This window comes from Gemmatimonadota bacterium (assembly GCA_026705765.1).
GTDB lineage: Bacteria > Latescibacterota > UBA2968 > UBA2968 > UBA2968 > VXRD01.
Genome location: JAPPAB010000013.1, coordinates 1 through 21,453, shown reverse-complemented (window position 1 = coordinate 21,453; position 21,453 = coordinate 1). Strand labels below are relative to the sequence as shown.

Annotated in this window: 21 protein-coding genes; 6 read left to right on the top strand and 15 right to left on the bottom strand. The window is 51.9% G+C overall.

The window, feature by feature from the left end; translation table 11 throughout:
- The first annotated feature begins 122 nt into the window (after positions 1 to 122).
- The gene (locus tag OXH16_01880) at positions 123 to 863 is read left to right on the top strand and encodes a phytanoyl-CoA dioxygenase family protein (GenBank protein ID MCY3680117.1); all 741 of its coding nucleotides are present in this window, start codon (positions 123 to 125) and stop codon (positions 861 to 863) included.
- A gap of 8 nt (positions 864 to 871) precedes the next feature.
- On the opposite strand, the gene OXH16_01875 is transcribed toward OXH16_01880, so the two are convergent.
- Genes OXH16_01875 through OXH16_01865 form a run of 3 tightly spaced genes read right to left on the bottom strand, consistent with a single transcriptional unit; the run spans position 872 to position 5,592 of the window.
- Positions 872 to 2,464 carry a carboxypeptidase regulatory-like domain-containing protein gene (locus OXH16_01875; protein ID MCY3680116.1) on the bottom strand — a complete coding sequence of 531 codons (1,593 nt, stop codon included), beginning with the start codon at positions 2,462 to 2,464 and terminating at the stop codon, positions 872 to 874.
- A gap of 12 nt (positions 2,465 to 2,476) precedes the next feature.
- The gene (locus OXH16_01870) at positions 2,477 to 3,496 is read right to left on the bottom strand and encodes a Gfo/Idh/MocA family oxidoreductase (protein MCY3680115.1); all 1,020 of its coding nucleotides are present in this window, start codon (positions 3,494 to 3,496) and stop codon (positions 2,477 to 2,479) included.
- A 20-nt stretch (positions 3,497 to 3,516) separates the two neighbouring features.
- Positions 3,517 to 5,592, bottom strand: coding sequence for a PQQ-binding-like beta-propeller repeat protein (locus OXH16_01865; GenBank protein MCY3680114.1), 2,076 nt, complete (start codon positions 5,590 to 5,592; stop codon positions 3,517 to 3,519).
- A gap of 139 nt (positions 5,593 to 5,731) precedes the next feature.
- On the opposite strand from OXH16_01865, the gene OXH16_01860 reads away from it, so the two are divergent.
- Positions 5,732 to 7,321 carry a sulfatase-like hydrolase/transferase gene (locus OXH16_01860; GenBank protein ID MCY3680113.1) on the top strand — a complete coding sequence of 530 codons (1,590 nt, stop codon included), beginning with the start codon at positions 5,732 to 5,734 and terminating at the stop codon, positions 7,319 to 7,321.
- Positions 7,322 to 7,382: 61 nt separating this feature from the next.
- A complete protein-coding gene (locus OXH16_01855; protein MCY3680112.1) occupies positions 7,383 to 8,111 on the top strand; it encodes a protein-L-isoaspartate(D-aspartate) O-methyltransferase in 729 nt (242 codons plus the stop codon).
- An 86-nt stretch (positions 8,112 to 8,197) separates the two neighbouring features.
- Here OXH16_01855 and OXH16_01850 read toward each other — a convergent pair whose 3' ends face one another.
- The gene (locus tag OXH16_01850; GenBank protein ID MCY3680111.1) at positions 8,198 to 9,037 is read right to left on the bottom strand and encodes an amidohydrolase family protein; all 840 of its coding nucleotides are present in this window, start codon (positions 9,035 to 9,037) and stop codon (positions 8,198 to 8,200) included.
- Between the two features lie 23 nt (positions 9,038 to 9,060).
- Positions 9,061 to 9,933: an NAD(P)-dependent oxidoreductase gene (locus OXH16_01845; protein ID MCY3680110.1), complete on the bottom strand. Its 873-nt coding sequence runs from the start codon at positions 9,931 to 9,933 to the stop codon at positions 9,061 to 9,063.
- Positions 9,934 to 10,192: 259 nt separating this feature from the next.
- Here OXH16_01845 and OXH16_01840 point away from each other — a divergent pair, with 259 nt between their 5' ends.
- Complete coding sequence (locus OXH16_01840) at positions 10,193 to 10,945, top strand: ribonuclease activity regulator RraA (GenBank protein ID MCY3680109.1); 753 nt, start codon at positions 10,193 to 10,195, stop codon at positions 10,943 to 10,945.
- 28 nt (positions 10,946 to 10,973) lie between these two features.
- Here the strand turns inward: OXH16_01840 and OXH16_01835 are convergent, their stop codons facing one another.
- The 10 genes from OXH16_01835 to OXH16_01790 all read right to left on the bottom strand — a co-directional run bounded on the left by OXH16_01835 (position 10,974) and on the right by OXH16_01790 (position 20,159).
- A complete protein-coding gene (locus tag OXH16_01835; protein ID MCY3680108.1) occupies positions 10,974 to 11,912 on the bottom strand; it encodes an ROK family protein in 939 nt (312 codons plus the stop codon).
- On the bottom strand, positions 11,909 to 12,550 hold the full coding sequence (locus OXH16_01830) for a bifunctional 4-hydroxy-2-oxoglutarate aldolase/2-dehydro-3-deoxy-phosphogluconate aldolase (GenBank protein MCY3680107.1): 642 nt from the start codon (positions 12,548 to 12,550) through the stop codon (positions 11,909 to 11,911). Before OXH16_01830 ends, OXH16_01835 begins: the two co-directional genes overlap by 4 nt.
- Before the next feature lie 76 nt (positions 12,551 to 12,626).
- A complete protein-coding gene (locus tag OXH16_01825; GenBank protein MCY3680106.1) occupies positions 12,627 to 13,670 on the bottom strand; it encodes a sugar kinase in 1,044 nt (347 codons plus the stop codon).
- A gap of 28 nt (positions 13,671 to 13,698) precedes the next feature.
- Positions 13,699 to 14,385 carry a zinc metallopeptidase gene (locus tag OXH16_01820; protein ID MCY3680105.1) on the bottom strand — a complete coding sequence of 229 codons (687 nt, stop codon included), beginning with the start codon at positions 14,383 to 14,385 and terminating at the stop codon, positions 13,699 to 13,701.
- Between the two features lie 15 nt (positions 14,386 to 14,400).
- Entirely contained in the window at positions 14,401 to 15,330 is a 930-nt protein-coding gene (gene fmt / locus OXH16_01815; GenBank protein ID MCY3680104.1) for a methionyl-tRNA formyltransferase, read from the bottom strand.
- Positions 15,331 to 15,350: 20 nt separating this feature from the next.
- Positions 15,351 to 15,776: a preprotein translocase subunit YajC gene (gene yajC, locus OXH16_01810; protein ID MCY3680103.1), complete on the bottom strand. Its 426-nt coding sequence runs from the start codon at positions 15,774 to 15,776 to the stop codon at positions 15,351 to 15,353.
- Between the two features lie 2 nt (positions 15,777 to 15,778).
- Positions 15,779 to 16,924, bottom strand: a complete 1,146-nt coding sequence (tgt, locus tag OXH16_01805; GenBank protein MCY3680102.1) for a tRNA guanosine(34) transglycosylase Tgt — start codon at positions 16,922 to 16,924, stop codon at positions 15,779 to 15,781.
- A gap of 100 nt (positions 16,925 to 17,024) precedes the next feature.
- Entirely contained in the window at positions 17,025 to 18,260 is a 1,236-nt protein-coding gene (locus OXH16_01800; protein MCY3680101.1) for a divergent polysaccharide deacetylase family protein, read from the bottom strand.
- A 9-nt stretch (positions 18,261 to 18,269) separates the two neighbouring features.
- Positions 18,270 to 19,250 carry a site-2 protease family protein gene (locus OXH16_01795; protein ID MCY3680100.1) on the bottom strand — a complete coding sequence of 327 codons (981 nt, stop codon included), beginning with the start codon at positions 19,248 to 19,250 and terminating at the stop codon, positions 18,270 to 18,272.
- 24 nt (positions 19,251 to 19,274) lie between these two features.
- Positions 19,275 to 20,159, bottom strand: coding sequence for a PorV/PorQ family protein (locus tag OXH16_01790; protein MCY3680099.1), 885 nt, complete (start codon positions 20,157 to 20,159; stop codon positions 19,275 to 19,277).
- 167 nt (positions 20,160 to 20,326) lie between these two features.
- Between OXH16_01790 and OXH16_01785 the strand changes: the two genes are divergently transcribed.
- Entirely contained in the window at positions 20,327 to 20,761 is a 435-nt protein-coding gene (locus tag OXH16_01785) for an FKBP-type peptidyl-prolyl cis-trans isomerase (GenBank protein ID MCY3680098.1), read from the top strand.
- A gap of 21 nt (positions 20,762 to 20,782) precedes the next feature.
- Positions 20,783 to 21,304, top strand: a complete 522-nt coding sequence (locus OXH16_01780) for a hypothetical protein (protein MCY3680097.1) — start codon at positions 20,783 to 20,785, stop codon at positions 21,302 to 21,304.
- Positions 21,305 to 21,453: the final 149 nt, after the last annotated feature.

The following is a 21,453-nucleotide window of genomic DNA, read 5'->3' as shown; positions in this document are numbered from 1 at the left end:
CATGTTCCGTGATGATTTTACACGGAAGCACCGCACCATAAATTCGGAAGCCCTTATATCCCAACGCTAAAGCTGTTGGGTCTTACGGGCTGTAAAATAAAAAACTTGAACAGGAGGCGGAAATGGACGCAGGAGACAAAGCGGCTGTTGAAGCCGCATGGAAGAACGGCGTAGGCGTCTTGCACAACTTGCTCTCACAAGATGAGCTGGATGCAATCCGCCGGGAGTTAGAACAGGCGTACCTGGATATGGACATCGGACCGGGTGAACCCGGCAACCGGGACAGCCTGCGAAATGAACCGCTGTTAAATTACCCCGCTCTGGGCAGCTTATTTTCCCATCCCCGCATTTTGGGAATCGTATCGGCGATTCTGGATGAACCGCGACCTTTTCTCTTGCAAATGAAAACCAACCGGTACACACCAGAGCACAAAGGCGTGGGACGGCACTCAGACGGCAGCCCAACGGATCTCGCCACACCCTTTCAGTGGGTGGCAACGATGATTTACCTGGACGATATCGACGTCACTTCCGGAGCGTTGACCTGCGTTCCAGGCACACATCTGTACCATTTTGCATCTGCGTGTGACCCGGGCCGCGTACTGCCCACAAAAGAAGATATTCAGACAGGAGACTACATTCCAATCGAACTGAAAGCGGGCAGCGTCGTCTTTCGCGTACCAGAGGTCTGGCACGGCGTAGTGCCCATCCATCGTTTGCGGCGATATATCACCGGTTTGTACACATCTCGGACAAAGGGAAATGAGTCGATCAAAGAGCGGATACAGGGGGTTCGAAAAAACCGAAAGCAAATCCCGGAGACATCCATACCCAAACACGTCAAGAAATACTGGCAATATTGATCAGTGGATCAATCCAAAAAGCGATCCAGCACATTCTTTGTAATCGCCGAAATCGACTCATCCACCGGCAGCGAACTGGGATAATTGATCGACCCCACCGAAAACACCTCTCCCCCGCTCTCGGTGCGGTGATATACGACCTCTGCGCCTCCCTCATCGGGGTTTAAGCCTTTGGCTAACAGTTGTGTGTTTTTTGGCGAACTCTCTGTCATCTTATCCGTTTCGTGTCCAGAGGCACCGCCCGGACACCGCATATGCAGACACTTCTCTCCAAAAATATCTCCCGTCTTCAGCCCCGTCCCTTCAAAGAAATCGTGCGCCCCATCCACCACCTGATAAGGCGCGCCAGTCATAATACCCGTCTCCGAACAGGTTACACCTAAGAGATTCGCCTCTGACTCATGAAACAGATGGAATCGACTCTCCAATCCCAACTTCTGTAGATGGCTAAACCCTCCGCCTTTATCTCCATTTCGCACCACCATCGTATATTCATCTGTAAACACCACCTCGCAATTCAGACCATTTCCACCCAGATACATCAGCTTGCCGCCCCGCTCAAACACCCAGGACTTCAGCTTGTAGTACATATCCGCCGACCAGTACTCCGGATGCGTACTGATGATCAATACCCGGTAATCGTCCAAATTCAATACGCCGGAATGGAACTGCGTCTCCGCATAAAGATCGTATCCATAGCCCCCCCGCTCCAGCCACCCCAGCAACCGCCACTCTGCCGGGGCCACATGACAGTTGGACCGCCCCTCAATCGGATCGGTAATCCGCTCCTCCTCTGCAATAAAATTGATTGGCTCAGGCCGGTCGAACGACAGCGGTGCATATTCCTTTGAAGTAAAAAGCAAATGCCTGGGGTCCGTATATCGCTTGAGATCAAATCGCGCATTCACGGTGGGCCTGGATGGAAATTTCTCCGCGTGGATGTAATTGCTGCGCCCCCCAAAATTATTATACGCATTCCAATTTATATTCGACGCCAGCACTGCAACATCGGCACTCGGCTTTGCGGGTGCGACAATCCACGGAAACGAGAAAAACACACCTGACTCCGTCTTGGTGTGCAGATAATACAATCCCGACCGTTCGGGTGCCGTTATATATTGCTTGTGTGTCGGGCTGGTATAACCCTGTGCATTCCATTGAATGCCGGCCTGCGTATAATCCCCATCCGGCGTAATTTGCATCGTCGCCCGGGGGCCGTGTTCATCGTACCATCCAATTGGACGCACCAACTCTTTCTGCCATCCATACCGCCACAGCGACAGCTTGTACGCCTCCACCGCGTGTACCCTGAACTCTGAAGGCTGTCCGGACTGTACCCACTTTGGCCACATATATCCCAGCAGTCCATCGGTCAACAGCCGGAACTGATAGGGAGCCTTAGTCGGTACCTCAAGCGGTACTGTTTTAAAGCCATAACCCGACTTGTAAAGTGTCACGCTATACTTCCCGGAAGGCAAATCCGAATAAACCGCACCAGTCGCCCGCGAACGCGCCTCAAATGACCCCGCCTCGCCTTCAAACTCCAGCAGCACCTCTGGCACTGCCACATATCGCTCATCGCTCACATATCCAATCAGCATATTGTTCCCTTTTTACGCCAGAATGGTCAGACTTCGATCTTCGAGCGGTAATTCCATCTTCTCTCCACCGCGACGATGCGATTCTCGCAACGCAATGGCAATTTCCAGCGCTTCTCGTCCAAACTCTCCCGGACAAAGCGGCTCTGTGCCCTCATTTAGATTCTCGACAAGTCCTTCAATAGCGGCCTGTTGTGAACTGCGAGGTCTTTTGGGATTGGGAAATTGTCGTCGAATCGGTTCTCTGGTCTCGTGATGCCTGGTCCACATCTCAAAATCTGCGTGTTCATTCCGGGCACTTATCCATCCATCGCTTCCCACTAAGTCAATATTCAACCATCCTCCGGTACTCAGAAATCCGCGGATGCCATTCTCGTATCGAATCATCCCTGTTCCTGAAAGATCGCTGTCGCCGCGGGCCTCTTCATCACTATTCATATTCCCAAATACCCACCTGGCAGGTGCCCCGGCAAAAAGACGAAACAGAGCCAGCGTATGGCTGTGACCGCGTGAGAGCCGCCAGCCGTAATTGCAGATCATCGAAGAGAAATTCCCAATCATGCCGCTTCGGATTGAATTTAGACATGCGTGGAACCACGGACTCCAATTTTTGTGACAGGCAATAGCGAGCATAACCCCATTCTTCCGACACACATCGATCATCGCGTCTGCTTCCGCCAGACTACGACATATCGGCTTGGTTGCATAAATCGCCTTAACACCAGCCTCCGCCACCCCTGTGACGACCTCTGCGCGTTCCTCTGCCCGTGTCGTCACACTGACGATATCTGGCTTCTCTTTGGCGATCATCTCGCGGTAATCGGTATAAAGTGCCGTTACGCCCCATCGACTTTTGAAATCGTCCAGTTGCTCCACGTAAAGATCCGAAGCTGCAATCAGATCAATCCCCTTCGCTTCGATCATCGCGGGCGCATGTGCCCAGGGATATCGAAACTGGGGCCTATTTACGTGCTCATCATCAATAGTACTGCCGATCCGCCCACATCCAATAACAGCTCCCCGATAAGATCCCATGTTGTGCTCCTTCCATCACGTCAATCCCCCACGCGCTCAAAATAGAAAAACCGCCCATCGTACGTCCCTAAAAACAAGCCGTCTCCCCACACACAGGGAGGTGCTGTAATTGGTGACCCGAACGCCGCACGCCCCCGGCATTCACCGGAAGCGGCATCCAAAGCGTACAAACACCCATCACACCCGCTGATTAGAAGACAGTCATCAAAATTGACTGGCGCAGCTAAAATGCTCTGCACGCCTCTGCGATAGGGCACCATATCCAGCAAGCTATCTTCCGTCTGGAACCGCCACAGTAGCGCCCCCGAATTGAAATCAAAACAGAGGGCATCTCCCTCCGGTGTGGTGGCGTAGATCCGTCCATCCCGCACGAGCAGTCCGGTCGGATAACTGGACGGAAGGATCGGCTTGTTCCACACGACCTCTCCCGAAATTGCCCGTAACGCGGTTAAATGCGATGAGTCTCCCCCACTTACCAGCAGGTCTCCGGACACAATCGGCGTTGGATATGGATACTCAACCCCTATCTGCTGTTCCCACGCCACATCCCCGCTTTGCCGGTCCAGTGCCATCAGCCCCCGCCGCGGCACGAGCAGGAAAAGCAGGTCCTCATAAACCTGGGGACTTGCGTAACACGCCCAGTTATCGCTGTCTTCAACAGGTACATACCACTTCTGCTCCCCCGTCTTTAGATCAAAAGCCGCATAACCGGCCTTCGCCCCTGCGTACAAAAACCCATCTGCAATAACCGGAGACGTGTAAACCCAGCGGTCGGGATACCCGGGCAGATTCGCATGCCACAGCAGACGGCCCGACGCCTCCTCCAGCGCATGCACCCGCCCGGTAACTGACACAGCCGCGCAGATGCCATCATCCACAGCCACGCTATTTTTCACCGTCGCATCCGTGCGTGCATGCCACGCCAGATCTCCACTACCCACCTCAATACAACAGACCCCGTTGCTGGCGGGATAACCCTCGTCCCGCAGGCTCAACAGCAGCTGATCTCCCGCATGCACGGGTGCTGCGCGGTGCAGTCCTCCCGGAAGTTGTAGCTCCCAGCGCAGGCGCAGCCCCATCTCGTCCAACGCAATCTCCACCGGCCTATCCTCGGAAAGTAGCGAGACGCCAGTGGGTTTGTGCGCGCAGAGTTCCACTTCCACCCCTTCCTGTCCGAACCGCGCGACGCGGTAGCCCCTCGGCGATGTATCGATTCCGCCAAAACAGAACGCCGGAGTTGCGGCCACAACCATCTCTTTGTAAGAGAACACCTTGCTGGAATGCCAGTGTCCGTGCAGCACCAGGCGGACATTATATCGGCTCAACGCCTCCAAGAATGAAACCGGCGGAGGCGTGTGAACCACCACCACGATCTCCCGATCCGCAGGCTGTAGTTCCAGATCTCTCCAAAACCACACCTCCTTTCGCTCCTGGTCCTCAGGTGAAAAAAACGACTGCTCGTTGGGATAAAACGCAAAATGGCGTCCCCCCCAATCAAAGCTATAATACGAGGGACCGAGCACCGCTTCGAAATGCCGGGTAAACGTATTACCCCCCTGTGAGACCCCCTCGTGGCGCTCCTCGTTACCATCGTGCCCCCCGAACAGCGGGAATACCGGCGTTGAAACCGTCTCCTGTGCCTCTCGAAAACGGTACAACTCTGCAAACTCTCCTCTGTTCGTGAGATCTCCGCTCACCACAATCAGATCCGGATCGGCTTCCTGGACAAGTTGCTGTAGTGCCTCGGCGAGAACCTCTCCGGACGTCAGCATCTCCCCTTCCGTCACAACGTGTGTATCGGTAATCTGCACAAGTGTAAACTGTCGTGCAGCCCGTTCAGGCGCAGACACAAGCCCAAAATCCACTCCATCTTGCGCGTCGATCCAGTTCCGTGTAGATGAGTAGGACCCCGACGTCGCCCGAAAACCATCCGGAACAGTCACAAATACGAACCGGTGCGCCTCCGGTTCCACCGCAAGCGCGTACCGGCCCTCCTCATCCGTCTGCACGATCTGCTCTCCATTGGAAACCAAAACGCCGCTCAGACCACGTCCAGATGGTTCATCCATCACCCTGCCTCGAATTTCAATCGCCATATTACCCCCCTTTGTTCGCAATTATAGGCAAAATACAATATTCACACCCTGAGGCAAAACAAACAATGATTGCCTGCCATATAAAGATTGTGCATAATAGAATCAGAATCCAGTATGTAACCTTCACAGAGGATGAGAAATGAGTGAAAGACCGAATATCCTATGGTTATCCTTAGAAGACACAAGCCCGCGATTCGGATGTTATGGCGATGAAGTGGCGCGCACGCCAAATCTCGACAAACTGGCATCCGAAGGATGCCGGTATCCCAATGCATTTTCAACAGCGGGTGTATGCGCACCGAGTCGCTCGGCAATTATTACGGGCATGTATCAAACGGCAATAGGCTCGCAGCACATGCGCACGCGCCACACCAATGCACATGCACCGCAAATGCCCACGCCCTACGACGTGGTACCACCGCATTATGTGAAATGCTTTCCAGAATATTTGCGGATGGCAGGGTATTACTGCACGAACAACACAAAAACCGATTATCAATTTACCCCGCCAATTACTGCCTGGGATGAATTGAGCGCACAAGCCCACTGGCGCAACCGCCCAGATGGCGCGCCCTTTTTTGCGGTATTTAATCGCACCGTAACGCACGAAAGCGGCATGTGGCCAGAGAAACGCCCAGAAGTAGAAACCGATCCAGATAAGGTCACACTACCGCCCTATATCCCCAATACACCCAAAGCGCGGTTGGCATTGGCGAGACATTACGACAACATCGCCGACAACGATGCGTGGGTTGGCGAAATGCTGCAGCAATTGGAAGACGATGGATTAGCAGACAACACAATTGTATTCATCTGGAGCGACCACGGCGAAGGTCTCCCCCGGGCCAAGCGTTGGCCCTATGATGCGGGCATTCGCATACCCTGCATCGTGCGCTGGCCGGGCGAATTGGAACCCGGCAGTGTCAACGATCGATTGGTCAGCATGATCGATCTGGGTCCAACTGTACTATCACTCGCTGGCGTACAAATCCCAGCCCATCTCCAGGGCCAACCCTTTGTTGGACCCCAGGAAAAAGACCGGGATTACATATTTGCAACGCGGGACCGTTACGATGAATCTTATGACATGATGCGCGCCGTGCGGGATAAGCGATTCAAATACATTCGAAACTACATGACGGAAAACCCGTATTTATTGTGGATCCCCTATCGCAATCGGCATCCCGCATTGCAGGAAATGTGGCGGCTCCATCTCGCGGGCGAATTGGAAGGTGTGCAAAATGTGATGTTTCAAAAACGCCCCGTAGAAGAATTATACGACACGGAAAATGACCCATTTGAAGTCAATAATCTCGCAGACGACCCCGCACACGCCGAAACATTGAACCGCTTGTGCGGGGCACTGGACGACTGGCGCGAAAAATACGACGTATGGGGCGATGTGCCCGAAGATCAGATGGTATTTCGCATGTGGCAGGGCACAGAGCAGCCGCAAACCGAATTACCGGTTTTTGTACCAATATGTGAAGAAAGCCCAGGCCGAGAAGCCGCGCTCGAAGGTGGAACCTTCAAGGGACCGATAATCGTACAATTTTACTGCGGCACCCAGGGCGCGTCAATGGCGTATCAACTCGCAGGCGATGAACACTGGCGATTGTACACCGGCCCCATTCCTCTGCCAAAAGGCGAGACCACAATTCGCGCCAAAGCCATTCGAATAGGATACAAAGAGAGTGAGGAATTGGAAGCGACTTTTGTCGTAACCTGATCGCGAAAGGATGGCTTAATGGCAGAAAAAAACATGATACAGGAGGTACATAGTGCGCAGGATGCAAATACTGAATAACAGCATTTCAGCACATGCTTTACTGCTCTTATTGGTAGGTGTGGCGGTGATCTCTACATCGCATGCACAGGACCTCATGGAGCGATTGCGAGAACGTATGGTAAGGACACAGATTGAAAACCGAGGAATTAAAGCCCCCGCTGTCCTGGAAGCGATGCGGAAAGTGGAACGCCACCAGTTTGTACCCGAGTCTTATGCTTCACGAGCGTACGGTGATCATCCATTACCCATCGGCGAGGGACAGACCATTTCCCAACCGTATATTGTCGCGCTGATGACCGAAGTGCTGAATTTGAAGGAATCGGATAAAGTGCTGGAAATCGGAACGGGATCGGGGTATCAGGCGGCGATTCTGGGCGAATTGTGTGACAGCATCTACACCATAGAAATTGTAGAAGTACTGGGCAAGCGCGCCGCAAACTTGCTCGACACATTGGGATATGAGAACATCAAAGTGAAAGTTGGCGATGGGTACAAAGGATGGCCAGAACACGCACCTTTTGATGCGATTATCGTGACGTGTTCACCAACGCAGGTTCCCCAACCCCTTCAAGATCAACTCGCCGAAGGTGGACGCATGGTAATCCCGGTTGGAAAACGCGATGCACAAGAACTCGTGCTATTGACCAAGCAGGAAGGCAAATTGCAACAGCAACACATTATACCTGTCAGATTCGTGCCAATGGTAGATTCCACCGGAGCGACGTATTAGACGAACAGACGAACAGACGAATAGACGAACCCTGCCCCGCCACCAAATTGCTTTCGTTGATTCGTTGATTCGTTGATTCGCGCTTTTTATCTCTCAATCCACTTATACGCAGCTTTTGAATTCTTCCAGAAGAACTTCTCCATCGCTTCCGGTCCCTTGTTCTCAATATAATGGGTGACAATACTGAGCACCGTCTCATAGGGTGCTGCGCGTTCGCACACGAGCCAATTGCTGCCATAGACCAGGCGGTCTTCACCAAAAGCATGCCATAACACATCGAGCGTAGGCACATAATAAGCTGGATCATCGGGGGCGGGTTGTTGGGCTGCGCGTTCGACCATGCCAGACACCTTACAATACACATTGGAGTATTTAGCAATGGTTTGAATACCCTGAACCCATTCGGGATCGGGTGCTTCACCCGTCACTTCAACATGTGCCACATGGTCGATAACAATACGCAGATCGGGAATTTGCTCGGCAATAACAGCATTGATGGGCAACTGTTTGCCATTGGTCATCAAATCGAGTTGCAAATCGCGGTCAGCCAATTTTTGAAGTTGTGGCATAAGAGCAGCTTGATCTTCCAAACTGCCCCGCTGAAGACCCAGACGAATCCCGCGATAGAGCGAATTGGCTGAAAAGCGGTCGAGATACTTCTCAAAATCTTCGGTCCTGGGATCCAGACTACCCACAAACCCGACAATACAGGGATTATCTGCTGCCAGATCCAGAATCCACTGATTATCTTCAACCAGCTTACTGGCTTCAACGACAACCGTCCCGGTCACCCCCATCTTTTCAGTGCGTTCAACAAAGTGACGCGGCAAAATGGGGCGATAGAGCAATTCATTGTCTTCGGGCGGCCAGGGAACCCCACCGGGGCGCGTCGTATCGTAAAAATGAACGTGCGTATCAATAATCATGGACATATCCTTTCCGATCGAGATTATTTAATCCCCGCCATTTTTCTCAGCACATCGACAATAGCGGAATTGTCCTGTTCTGCAAGGCCGAGCGCAACACCCGTGCGCAAAAGTTGGGCGTGAAGCCCGGTTACGGGCAGCGGCGTTTCCGTGCGCGCGCCGAGATCGAGGATGAGTTCCACATCTTTTAGGTGCTGATCCAATGCGGCCTGAGTGGTAAAATCTCCGGTGATCATTTTTTCGCCTTTAATATCCATCACGCGAGAATACGCGCCACCCATCTTAAAAACATCGAGCAAAACATCGATATCTACCCCCGTTTTTTGTGCGAGAACAAGCCCCTCGGCCAGTACGAGACGGTTGAGACCGAGCACGAGATTGACAATGAGTTTGGCTTCCGCACCTTTGCCCGAAGGCCCCATGTGAAAGGTCCTGAGCGAGAAGGCTTCAAAAATATCTGTACACAATTCAAAGACGGGTAAAGTACCGCCGACCATCACGAGAACATCTGATTCGCGCACCTGCTTGCTGGATCCGAGAATAGTCGCATCGAGAAAGCGGATACTTCTGCTTTCAAGACGTTTGGCAAGCGCAGTTGACATCTGCGGATCGGCTGTGGTAGTATCCACAATAATTGCGCCGGGAGATGCCGCAGACAAAATGCCCCTCGCACCTGTAACCACATCGTTGACAACATAAGAGTCGGGAAGCGAAAGAACGATGCGACGCGCTTTATCGGCGACATCGGCTGGCGATTTGCAAGGCGTAAAACCATCGCCTTCATGCGCTTTTATTCTTTCGGGATCAATATCATACCCCGCAATTTCTAAACCTTTGTCGCGAAAGCGTTCCACAAGTGCGGACCCGACGAGTCCAAGTCCGATAAGACCGAGCATGGGACCTCCTGGAGAATTAGGAATTAAGAATTAGGAATTAAGAATTAAGAAGCGGTGGACAACTGGTCGCAGTCCAGACCAGTTCATTATCCTCGCTCCAATTTTGATTTTTTAAGACGTGCTTTGCAAGGCCAGTGCTTACAAAAATACTGAACAATCTGATTCTTGCCAAATGAGAAAATAGTGTTGAATCCATGCGCGCATTGTTTATCTTAGGATCACAGCAATCTGCCGAAAACACTCACAACAGGAGTTATCAATGAGTCTGGAACCCATTCAAACACCGGACATAGAACGTCCACCAAAAGCATTGATCGATGCATTATCACATATTGGCAGCGCCACAGCCAGTGGAGAATTATTCAAGCTGGGCATTCGCAATGCCCAGATCTTGGGACCCCTCCCCCGAACACCGGGCAAATCAATTTGTGGCCCGGCACTGACGCTACAATTCATGCCCAAACGTGAAGATTTGCATTCATCGGGCGAATATCAGGGACCAGAAAGACAACTGCATCGCCATGTGCTGTATCACACACAACCTGGCGATGTAGTCGTAGTCGATGCCCGGGGCGACATGAACAGTGGCGTCTTTGGCGAGATGATGCTGACCTATTTTTGCGGTCAGGGCGGTCAAGGTGCGATTGTCGATGGTTGTATTCGCGATTTTCCCCACGCCAGGGAATTAAACCTCGGCTTATGGCTTAAAGGAACAACGCCCAATTTTCACGCACAAACCAACATCTTCCCCCACGCCGTGAATGTCCCGATAGCGTGTGGTGACACGCTTGTAATGCCCGGTGATATTATTATCGCCGACGACGATGGCGCCGTGGTAGTACCGATTAAACTCGCGCCTGAATTGGCAGAGAAAGCGACCGAACACGCCGAATGGGAAGTCTTTAGCCGAATGAAACTCGCCGAAGGTGGCGACCTGCGAAAATATTATCCCCTGACAGATGAAGCACGGGTTGAATATGAAGCGTGGAAAGCGGAACAAGGAGAGACGTAAGACCTAAGCGGTCAGACAGTGTGGAGCTTTACGCCTGCGCGTGTCTGGCCGCACCTAAAATCCCCGCGTCATCGCCCAATTCAGCAGAAACAATCTGCACGTGTTCTTTTACACCAACAGTACCGCGATCCCAAAAAGTTCGCATTGCCGGATCAAAAATCCAATCACCCGCCTGCGCCAGTCCGCCCGTTAGTGCAACGCGATCTACATTCAATACATTCACCAGACTCACCAGCCCCACACCGAGGAAAAACCCCGTCTCCTCAAACATCTCCATCGCAAAATCGTCACCCGCCTCTGCCGCTTCAAAAATAACCTGTGTGGTCAAACCCTCGACTTTCAAAGACGTCTCCGGCTTTTCCCCTTCAAGTCTTTCCAGCGTGCGGCGCACCATAGCCGTGGCCGATGCATACATCTCCAAACACCCAAAATTGCCACACGGACAGCGCGGTCCATTGTGATCCACTGTAATATGCCCCACCTCGGCCGCATTGCCATTAAACCCGTGCATAACCCGTCCCTCGCTGATCCATCCACCGCCAACTCCTGTACCCAGAGTCACGCACAAAAAGTGATCAACACCTCGACCAGATCCCAGCCATTGCTCGCCATAAGCCGCTAAATTTGCATCATTATCCACCACCACGCCCAGACCGAGCAATGCCTCCAGGCGATCCTTTAATCGCACACCGTGCATACACTGTAAATTCTCGGGCGATATGATCACGCCTTCAAACGGATCTAAGGGACCGGGCGCGCCAACCCCTACACCCTGTACTTCCGCCAGTGAAATCCCGCCATCCCGCGCAGCCGCAGCCGCACATTCGGCAATGCCATCTACCACACCTTCGGCTCCCAGGTGCAACTGCGTCGGTCCTCGCGCTCTACCCACAATTTCACCAGACGCCGTCACAAGCCCAGCGCGCGTATTGGTGCCCCCTAAATCTATGCCAATCGTCAAACTCATTTTTCCGCTCGCGCCTGCGCCACAGCATCGACAAAAGATTTTGCCGTTGCCGTCAAAGATACCCAATCTTTATTATCCACAGCCGTCTTATCGACCATTGCACTGCCAGCCCCCACAGCCACCGCGCCATTTTTGATAAACTCGGGCGTTGTATTGGCATCTACCCCACCCGTGGGCATGAGCTTCACCTGCGGCAAAGGACCCAGAATATCCTTAAAATAAGACGGTCCCCCCACGCCAGCGGGAAACACCTTGACCACATCGGCGCCTGCTTGCCAGGCCGTCAAAATTTCTGTAGGCGTAAACCCGGCGGGCATCACGGCCTTGCCATACCGTTTGCTCATTTCGATCACCGCCGTATTCAAAATGGGACTCACCACATATTCTGCGCCGGACAGAATCGCTGCCCGCGCCGTCTCTGGATCGAGCACAGACCCCACCCCAATAATCGTATCTTCCATCTTTGCCGACGCTTCTTCAATCACCTTCAGCGCACCCGGCACCGTCATCGTCACCTCAATCGCCACCACACCGCCCTCGCGCAGCGCTTTTGACACATCCATCAACTGCGACGGATTATCTGCCCGCAACACGGCAACCACACCACAATCAATAATGCGATCTACAGTACTGGACATTTTTCCTCCTCACAAAATTAAACCTCTCTCCAAAATAGAGAGAGGCGTTGTGTTATTGGCGCATTCATCCCGGACTCTATCGTCTAATCCGCGCACTCTCACCCTTCATCGCACTCTCGGCTTCCTCGCGCGTAGCCCAGTTCACATCCCCCGGGAACGTATGTGCCAGCGCCGAATAAGCCCCTGCAAAATTCACGATATCCTGAGCGGGATTGCCCTCGAGCACCCCGGCAATAATACCCGCTGAAAAATTATCGCCACCACCCACGCGATCCACCATCTCCAAATCTTCATAAATGCGCGAAAAATAAAACTCACTACCATCGTAAAGCAGCGTACGCCAGTCATTCAGCAATCCGGTCTTCGCAACGCGCAGAGTTGTGCCCACAAGCGTCACATTGGGATATTGCGATATGGCCTTCCGAGCGACATCTTTATAGCTCTCCGGATCCAGTGCGTCGTAATCGCCCGACGTGCCCTCGGCTTTAAGCCCCATCGTCTTTTCAAAATCCTCTTCATTGCCGATAAGCACCTGCACGTGTGGAATACACTTTGCAATCGTCTCCTGTGCTTGTTCTGCGCTCCACAATTTGGACCTGAAATTGAGATCAAAACTCGTGGTCACGCCTGCATCGCGGGCTGCTACCAGTGCCTCTACTGTAGCCTCTGCCGCACCTTCGGACAACGCGGGCGTAATCCCACTGACGTGAAACCACTTGCTCCCTTCAAAAATAGATGCCCAATCCACCATCCCTGGCTCGATATTCATAATCGCGGTATGGCCTCTGTCATACGTCACCGCACTCGCACGCGGCCCCACACCCACCTCCATATGATAAAATCCATTGCGCTCAAGCCCCACGCCATCAAAATCCGTCCACAAAATATTGGACATATCCACCCCGTGCTCACGCCCCTTATTGCGAATAATCCAACCCGTCCAATTATCAACCAACCGGGACACCCACGCCGCCTTCAATCCTAAATGCGCGCAACCGACCGCGACATTGTATTCCCCCCCACCGATCTCGACATCGAGTTTACTCGCATTCTCCAATCGGCGGTATTCTGGCGAAGACAACCGAATCATCGCCTCGCCAAAAGTCACGACATCGTACATATAGTCCTCCCTAAAAATTAGCAGTCAGCTACTCATCCGAGCCACCCAGCAAGCCCGACATCCACAACAGGCGCAACAACTCCAAAATCGCCACCAGTGCTGAGGCAACATAAGTCAGCGCAGCAGCATTCAAAACCTTCCTTGAAGCGGGAATCTCCTCAGACGTCAGATATCCGCCATCGGCCAAAATCTGAATGGCCCGACTGCTCGCATTAAATTCAACCGGCAGGGTAACAATACTGAAAACCACAGCCGCAGAAAAGAATACAATGCCCAAAAAAATGAGCTCAAACCAGCTAAAAAGAAACCCGGCAATAAGAAAAACCCACGCCAGCTTCGACCCAATATTTGCAACTGGAACCAGACTCGTCCGAAGAGACAGTGGAACATACCCCTGCGCGTGTTGAAACGCATGCCCGGCTTCGTGAGCAGCCACGCCAATCGCGGCTAAGGAGCGATTCCCGTACACACTTTCCGACAGACGCAACATGCGATCTCTCGGATCGTAGTGATCTGTCAAATGCCCATGCACAGGCTCCACGCCCACGGGCAAACCGCCTCGACGCAAAATATCTCGCGCAACCTGATCCGCAGTCGCACCGCTCCGCGCAACAAATTCATCGTATTTGCGAAACGTGCGCTTCACCTTGAATTGCGCCCACAGCGTAATAGCTATTCCCACAAACATCACCATCAAACCTTCCAGCATGACCATTTCCTCCTGAATCGATTAACCGAATCTCTCCCCGACCTCAATGCGATATCCCCGCACAAAATCAGCACCAGACATGCGCTTTTTACCTGCCGGCTGCACTTCGTCCAGCACGAGAACCCCTTCGCCCGTCCCCACAACAAGTCCGCGTTTCCCATCTGCACCAATCACGATACCCGCTTCTCCCTGTCCCGTGTCAACCGTTGCTCGGTGAACCTTCAGCAATTTATTGCGCCAGAGTGTAAACGCCCCCGGAAAAGGATTGGTTCCCCGAATGAGATTGCGAATATCTTCCGCACCTTTTGCCCAGTCAAGCTCGCCATCTTCCTTCTCTAATTTTGGCGCAAGACTCACCCCTTCACCCGTCTGCGGCACGGAAATAACAGAACCATCTGCCATCCCATCAATAGCTCGAATGAGCAACTCAGCGCCCTTCATCTTCAACCGCTCATACAGTTCGCCCGCTGTCTCATCTTCCCCAATCGCTACCCTTTGTCGAATCAAAATATCGCCAGCATCCACGCGCGGCGACAATTGAAAAATGGTCACACCCGTCTCGGTCTCACCATTGATAATAGCCCATTGAATAGGCGCCGCCCCGCGGTATTTGGGCAACAGAGAGGGATGGACATTCACAGAACCCAATTTGGGAATCGCCAGCACAGAACGCGGCAAAATAAGAAACGCCACCACCGCAAATAAATCTGGTTCCAGAGCCTGCAACTGCGCGTGAAAAATCTCATCTCTGAGCGACTCGGGCTGCAAAACCGGCACATCTAACCCCAGCGACGCAACCACAGCCTTCACATCGGTTGGTTGCATCTTTTGACCCCGACCGCGTGGCCTATCTGGCCGCGTCACCACGCCCACAAGATCATGACCGCTTTGAGCCACACCCGCAAGCGACGGCACTGCAAAATCGGGCGTACCCATAAACACCACCCTCATCGCCAATCTTCACCTTTCTACTATTTCTTCGCCTTGCGCTCATCCACCCTCGAAATAGACCCCCGCGACACCTCAATCTGCACCTCTTTGGCGACCTGCACGATCAAAATACCCTCTTGCTCCTTAATCCCCGTAATAGTCCCATGCATCCCACCCGAAGTCACAACGCGGTCACCTTTTTTTAATTCATCAACCATCCTCTGATGGTCTCTTTGTTTTTTTTGTTGCGGACGAATAATCAGAAGATACAGAATCACAAACATCAGAATAAACGGAAACATCGTCACCAGCATACTGGGAGCCTCGGCACCTTCTGGCGCGGGCTGTCCTCCACCAAAAGCAAAGGTTTTACCCGTAAACAACAAAACACCAAACACCCCTAAAAGAAGTTCAGCCCCCCACTTTTTGAATACTGCCACCACGCGCTCACGCTTGAATTTCTCCATCTTTAATTTCCTTTGTAAAAGTTTAAGAAGGCCCTCTGCCATTGTGCAAATTCACCCTCGATAATTGCCTTTCGCATCTGCCGCATCAAATTCAAATAAAAATGCACATTGTGAACTGTAGATAACCGCAACCCCAACATCTCTCGCGTGTGATGCAAATGCCGAATGTACGCCCGTGTGTAATTTCGACACGCATAACACGCACATCCCGGATCAAGAGGCTCAAACTCCCGGGCATGACGCGCCGCGCGAATGGATAATTTTCCGCGTTGAGTAAACACCATCCCATTGCGCGCATTGCGCGTTGGCATCACACAATCAAACATATCAATACCGCGCATCACACCCTGAATCAAATCTTCGGGTGTTCCACTGCCCATCATATAATGAGGACGATCCGCGGGCAAAATAGATACCACAGTTGAAATCGCTTCCCAGGTATCGTCCTTCGGCTCGCCTACACATGTACCTCCTATCGCGTAACCCGGAAAATTGAGCGCAACTGTTTCCTCGGTAAAACGCTCGCGCAAATCGCGATACGTACTCCCCTGCACAATGCCAAACAAAGCCTGCGCGTGCCCCGCCAAACTCTTTCGTCCATATCCATCATAAGCATCCAAACACTGCTTTGCCCAACGCACCGTGCGTTCGCCCGCTGCCTGTGCGTAATCCCGCGAACTGGGATACGGCGTACATTCATCAAACATCATCGCAATATCTGCGCCGAGCACATGCTCTATCTCAATCACCTTCTCTGGCGTAAACAGATGCGTTGATCCATCAATATGCGACTGAAACAGCACTCCTTCTTCGGTAATTTTATTCAAATCTGCCAAACTATGCACCTGAAATCCGCCGCTATCCGTCAAAATCGCCCGATCCCAGTTCATAAATCTGTGCAAACCACCTGCCTCATCCATCAGATCCATACCCGGACGCAAATAAAGATGGTATGTATTGCCCAGAATAATACGCGCATCTAAATCTCGCAACTCTTGCTGCGAAAGCGTCTTAACCGTGCCCAGTGTACCCACCGGCATAAAAACTGGGGTTTCCACAGTCCCATGCGGCGTGTGGAGAACCCCTGCACGCGCTTGTGTTCCGGCGTCGGTAGCAACCACCTCAAACCGGAAACCATCAACGTCGATAACGCACCTCCAAAAACGCTGAAAACAATCATCTAAAAGAAACGAGGTCAATATAACAACCCATCTCTTATGCGTCAAGGATGGGTGGTCCTCTCACTCCTCACTCCTCACTTCCCACTTCTTTCACCGCTTCTTCAGCCAGCAGAAATACAAACCCCTGATCTGCCAACTCGGGTAACACCCGTTGTAGTGCATGTAGTGTATTGGGTTTTGCATGCCCAATACCAATCACCGTGCCTTCATGCCGTGCGCGTGCAGCGAGCCTGTTGAGCCGCTTGACCACTGCTTCCTCATCTTCGACAATATCCAAAAACATCGCATTTCGACCACTGGGAATACCCATATCCCGCGCAATTGCATAAGCCACAGATTCGGGTGACGTTACACTATCGAGAAAAAAGAAATTCCATCTTTGCACGACTCGCAACACCGCTTTCATCGCTTCAAAATTTTGTGTTAAGCGAGACCCCATGTGATTGTTCATCCCCGTTGCATGGGGCACGGATGCGAGAGCATTCTGAGTCAACTCCGCGATCTTTTCCGGCGCGTAATCAGAAAAAATCGCATTGGGCCCTGGATCGCGCTCTGAATAGCCTATCGGCTCCATAGGCAAATGAACCATCACGCCGTGATTTTTCTCAATCGCCTGTTGTGCTATCCAGGCCGTATGCTTCTCCCCGGGAAAAATCGAAAACGTAATTGGCTGTGGCAACTCACAAAAAGACAGAATCAAATCCTGCTCCTGATATCCAAAATCATCGATCACAATGGCAATGCGTCCCGCGAGGCGCTCGAGTTCTTTATTCTGCTCAAACCTGAACAAATTGGTCTGCTTATCATTCAAACCCACGCGAAGCCACAACTTATTACCCTGTCGGTCTTCGCTACCTTCAATGACTGCCCCACCCAATTCATGCGCCAGATGGGTCAAAGACAGATTGCAAACAGCCAGTGGCAGAGCATCGGGTACTTTCGCCTGCACTTCCCAACGCACTTCGCCTTTGGACAAACGCACCTCCACAATCACTTCGGAGGGAACGCCCAGCCCGATCAACACCTCTTTTGCTCTCACAACCATTGTATCGGCAAATGCGACAATATCATCTGGACCGGCTTTCCATCTTGGTGTCTCTTCAATGGGAAGTGCATATTCGACCGACTGTGGTCGCCAAAAATATGACCGTAGTCGCCAAAAATACGATCGCGGCAGCCAAAAATAGGTAGCCAGTCCACCGGCGATCAGGATTACGATAACACAGGGCACAACCCATAACCGAAAAGATCGCCGCTTGCGAGCCATTTCCAATGGTCTTTTTTCGGACAAACGTTTCGCCATTTTGCAGACTCAATAAATCTGAATTGGATCGGGAATAAAACACAATACAAAAATAGCCAGCGACGCGTACCCAATCCATCGCCGGGCGGGATCCAGTTCAACATCGGGATTTGCAAGCGGCGGATGATGTCGCCCCACCAGCGCAGCCAATCCCAACCACACCAACCAACCGACCCAGCGGGAATCATACCAGGTCTTAAACATAGATTCTGCGTCCCACCAGTGGTAAGGCGGTGCCAATAACCACATCAATGCCAACCCCACCATTGTCGCCCGAGAAATTAACCGGTGTTTCCCACCAAAAATCGCATAGACAATATGCCCGCCATCAAATTGTCCCATCGGCAACAAATTCAACACCGTCACAAACAACCCCAACCAGCCAGCAAAAGCCACCGGATGTAGCATCACATCATAACCCTCGGGCAGATCACCTATAAGGCTTATGCCCAACCAGCCCGACAATAGGGAATCACCCAGGGCAAGTGAGCCTTCCGGTATATCGCGCACTTCAATTACTTCCGACATGTGCAGACCAGCACTCAGCGCAATCACAGACATCACAAACCCGGCAATAGGTCCAGACGCACCAATATCCATAAGTGCCCGGCGGTTCGGAATTTGAGATCGCAACTTGATCACTGCGCCCAGAGTGCCTATAAACGATGGAAAGGGAATAAAATAGGGCAATGAAGCGCGCACGTCCCAGCGGCGCGAAGTCACATAATGCCCCATCTCGTGTATGCCCAGGATGATCAACAATGTCGCGGAAAACGGCAAGCCATAGACCAGATAACGCGGATCAATCAAAATGCGCCAGTCATCAATCACGGGCATAGAGGCCAATTGTGGCGACATGAACATACCCGCCACCGTCGTCGTGTACGCAGTTGCCAAAAACAGCCCAACATGTAATCTCAAATTCTCCTGCGTCCTGGGCAAAGCCGTCTGCGTGGAAAAATATCGATTACCATTCAAATCGTCTGACACAATCGCTCCTTATCCTTTCACCTCTCACCTTATCCCCACAGCAATCCGATGCGAATCGCCCAACCCCTGTGATGTGGGCACAAAAGCGTAATCCACCCGCCAGTTGCGCCGCGTAATACCCATTCCAAACGACAGCATGCGCGTATCGTGTCCGGTTTGAATCCCACCGCGCAAAAACAACCTGCCCATTATCCCGTATTCCAAACCAAAATTTGCACCCTTGTTGCCCGCTGCTGGCAGACGAAAATCGGCTGTTGCTATCCATGTGCGCCAGAACCACGCTGTCCCCATGCGAAACACCCGGGGCAAAGGGGTACGCTCCTGGTCTAACTGCGCCATCCGTCCCAAATTTCGATACGACATCCCCATCATCAAGTTCTCAGACAGGCGATACAACACGCCCCCATCTGCACTCATCCCCCACGCACTCTCTGGCCCGATATTTTCATGCAATGCCCGAACCGAAAACCCCACATAAATTCGCTGCCCTATCTTCTGTGCATAAGATAGCCCTGCATTGAGATCGTAAACGCTAAACGTGCCCGCAGGCGTTGCAGTCGGCTCCCGTCGCGCTTCCAATCCCCCAGCCCCATAAACGCCTAAACTCAGCGCAAGACCGCGCCTATTATTACCATAGGCCCAGCCGCCATACCCCTGCTTGATCCCCTGAAACGATCGGTGGTGCGCCAGAATAAAATGTTTGCCCTGCATAGCCGCCACACCTGCCGGATTCCAAAACGCAGCAGTCTGCTCACCTACCACAGCGGTCTGCGCCTCGCCCATCGCAGCAGCACGCGCACCAACTCCCTCGCGCAACAGCACAAAACCGGCTTTGTGCGCCGAAGCGCTGGCCTCAGCGGAAAATAGGCAACATGTCGCAATAAAAATGCCATAAACAATGCGCTTCACAAAAACCTCCTGCATACAAATGCTCCAAAACCCAGTACATTTTACAAGATTAAGCAAACGGACAAAATGTGTCAACTACCCATTAGTAAAATGGACCATCCCAAGCACGCAATTGACAATATCCATTCTCCTGTTTACATTGTTCAGACGCTCATAAGGGAGGCATTATGGCACAAGCAGAAACAGGCGACCGCGTCCTGATTTATTACAAGGGAATCTTGGAAGACGGAACCATAGCCGAAGGCACGCCCGAGAATGAACCATTTGAATTTACAGTGGGAGACGAATCTGTAAAAGACATATTCACGCGTCTTGTAAACGGCCTGGAAGAAGGCGATTCTCGCACGGTGATCCTATCCCCAGAAGATGCGTTTGGTCCCTATAATCCCGACTTTGTAATCGAAGTTGCGCGATCGAAATTTCCTCCCGATGCACTTCTCGAAAAGGGAATGCGTATGGAAGTACAATCCGACCCCAATGGCACACCCGTCGAAGTATCTGTAAAAGAAATAACATCCCAAACCGTGACATTAGACGGCAACCATCCCTTTGCGGGAGAAGAAATTACTATGACGATTCAATTGTTAGAGATAGTAGTATGACCGTTACAATAAGGTAAAAACATGTGGCATCAATTGGGAATCATCGCGCTTGGTATCGCGCTATATGGGTGTGGACCCGATGTTCAATTGGTAAAAGATGGACACGAAGAATACTATGTGTATTGGGATGACGCCCACAAACGGTATTTCAGACATGGGTTATATCAGTCATTTTACGAAAGTGGTCGCCAGCGCTCGGTAGGCAAATACGAACAAGACATAAAAGTAGGCGTTTGGACACACTGGTATGAAAACGGACAAAAACAGGGAGAAATGGACTGGGTAGATGGCAAGCCCGAAGGCGTAGTAACGGAATGGTACAAAAACGGACAGCAAAAAAATACGGGAACGTGGGAAAACGGTGGGCGACATGGTCTCTCGACCTGGTGGTATGCAAACGGAAAAAAAGAAAAAGAAGTGAATTACATAGAAGGAGAACCCGACGGAATCTGGACATATTGGGACTCGACGGGTGTCATAACAAAAAAGCAGTATTGGGATCGCGGTGCATTTTTGCGGGTTGAAGAGGAAATGAAACGCTGAAAGGATCAGAAATGGCAGACAAAACCCTGTATTTATTAGACGGCATGGCACTGGTCTATCGCGGGCACTTTGCAATGATACGCAATCCGCGAATGACATCAAAAGGACTGAATACCTCGGCGTTATTCGTTTTTGCCAATACCCTATTG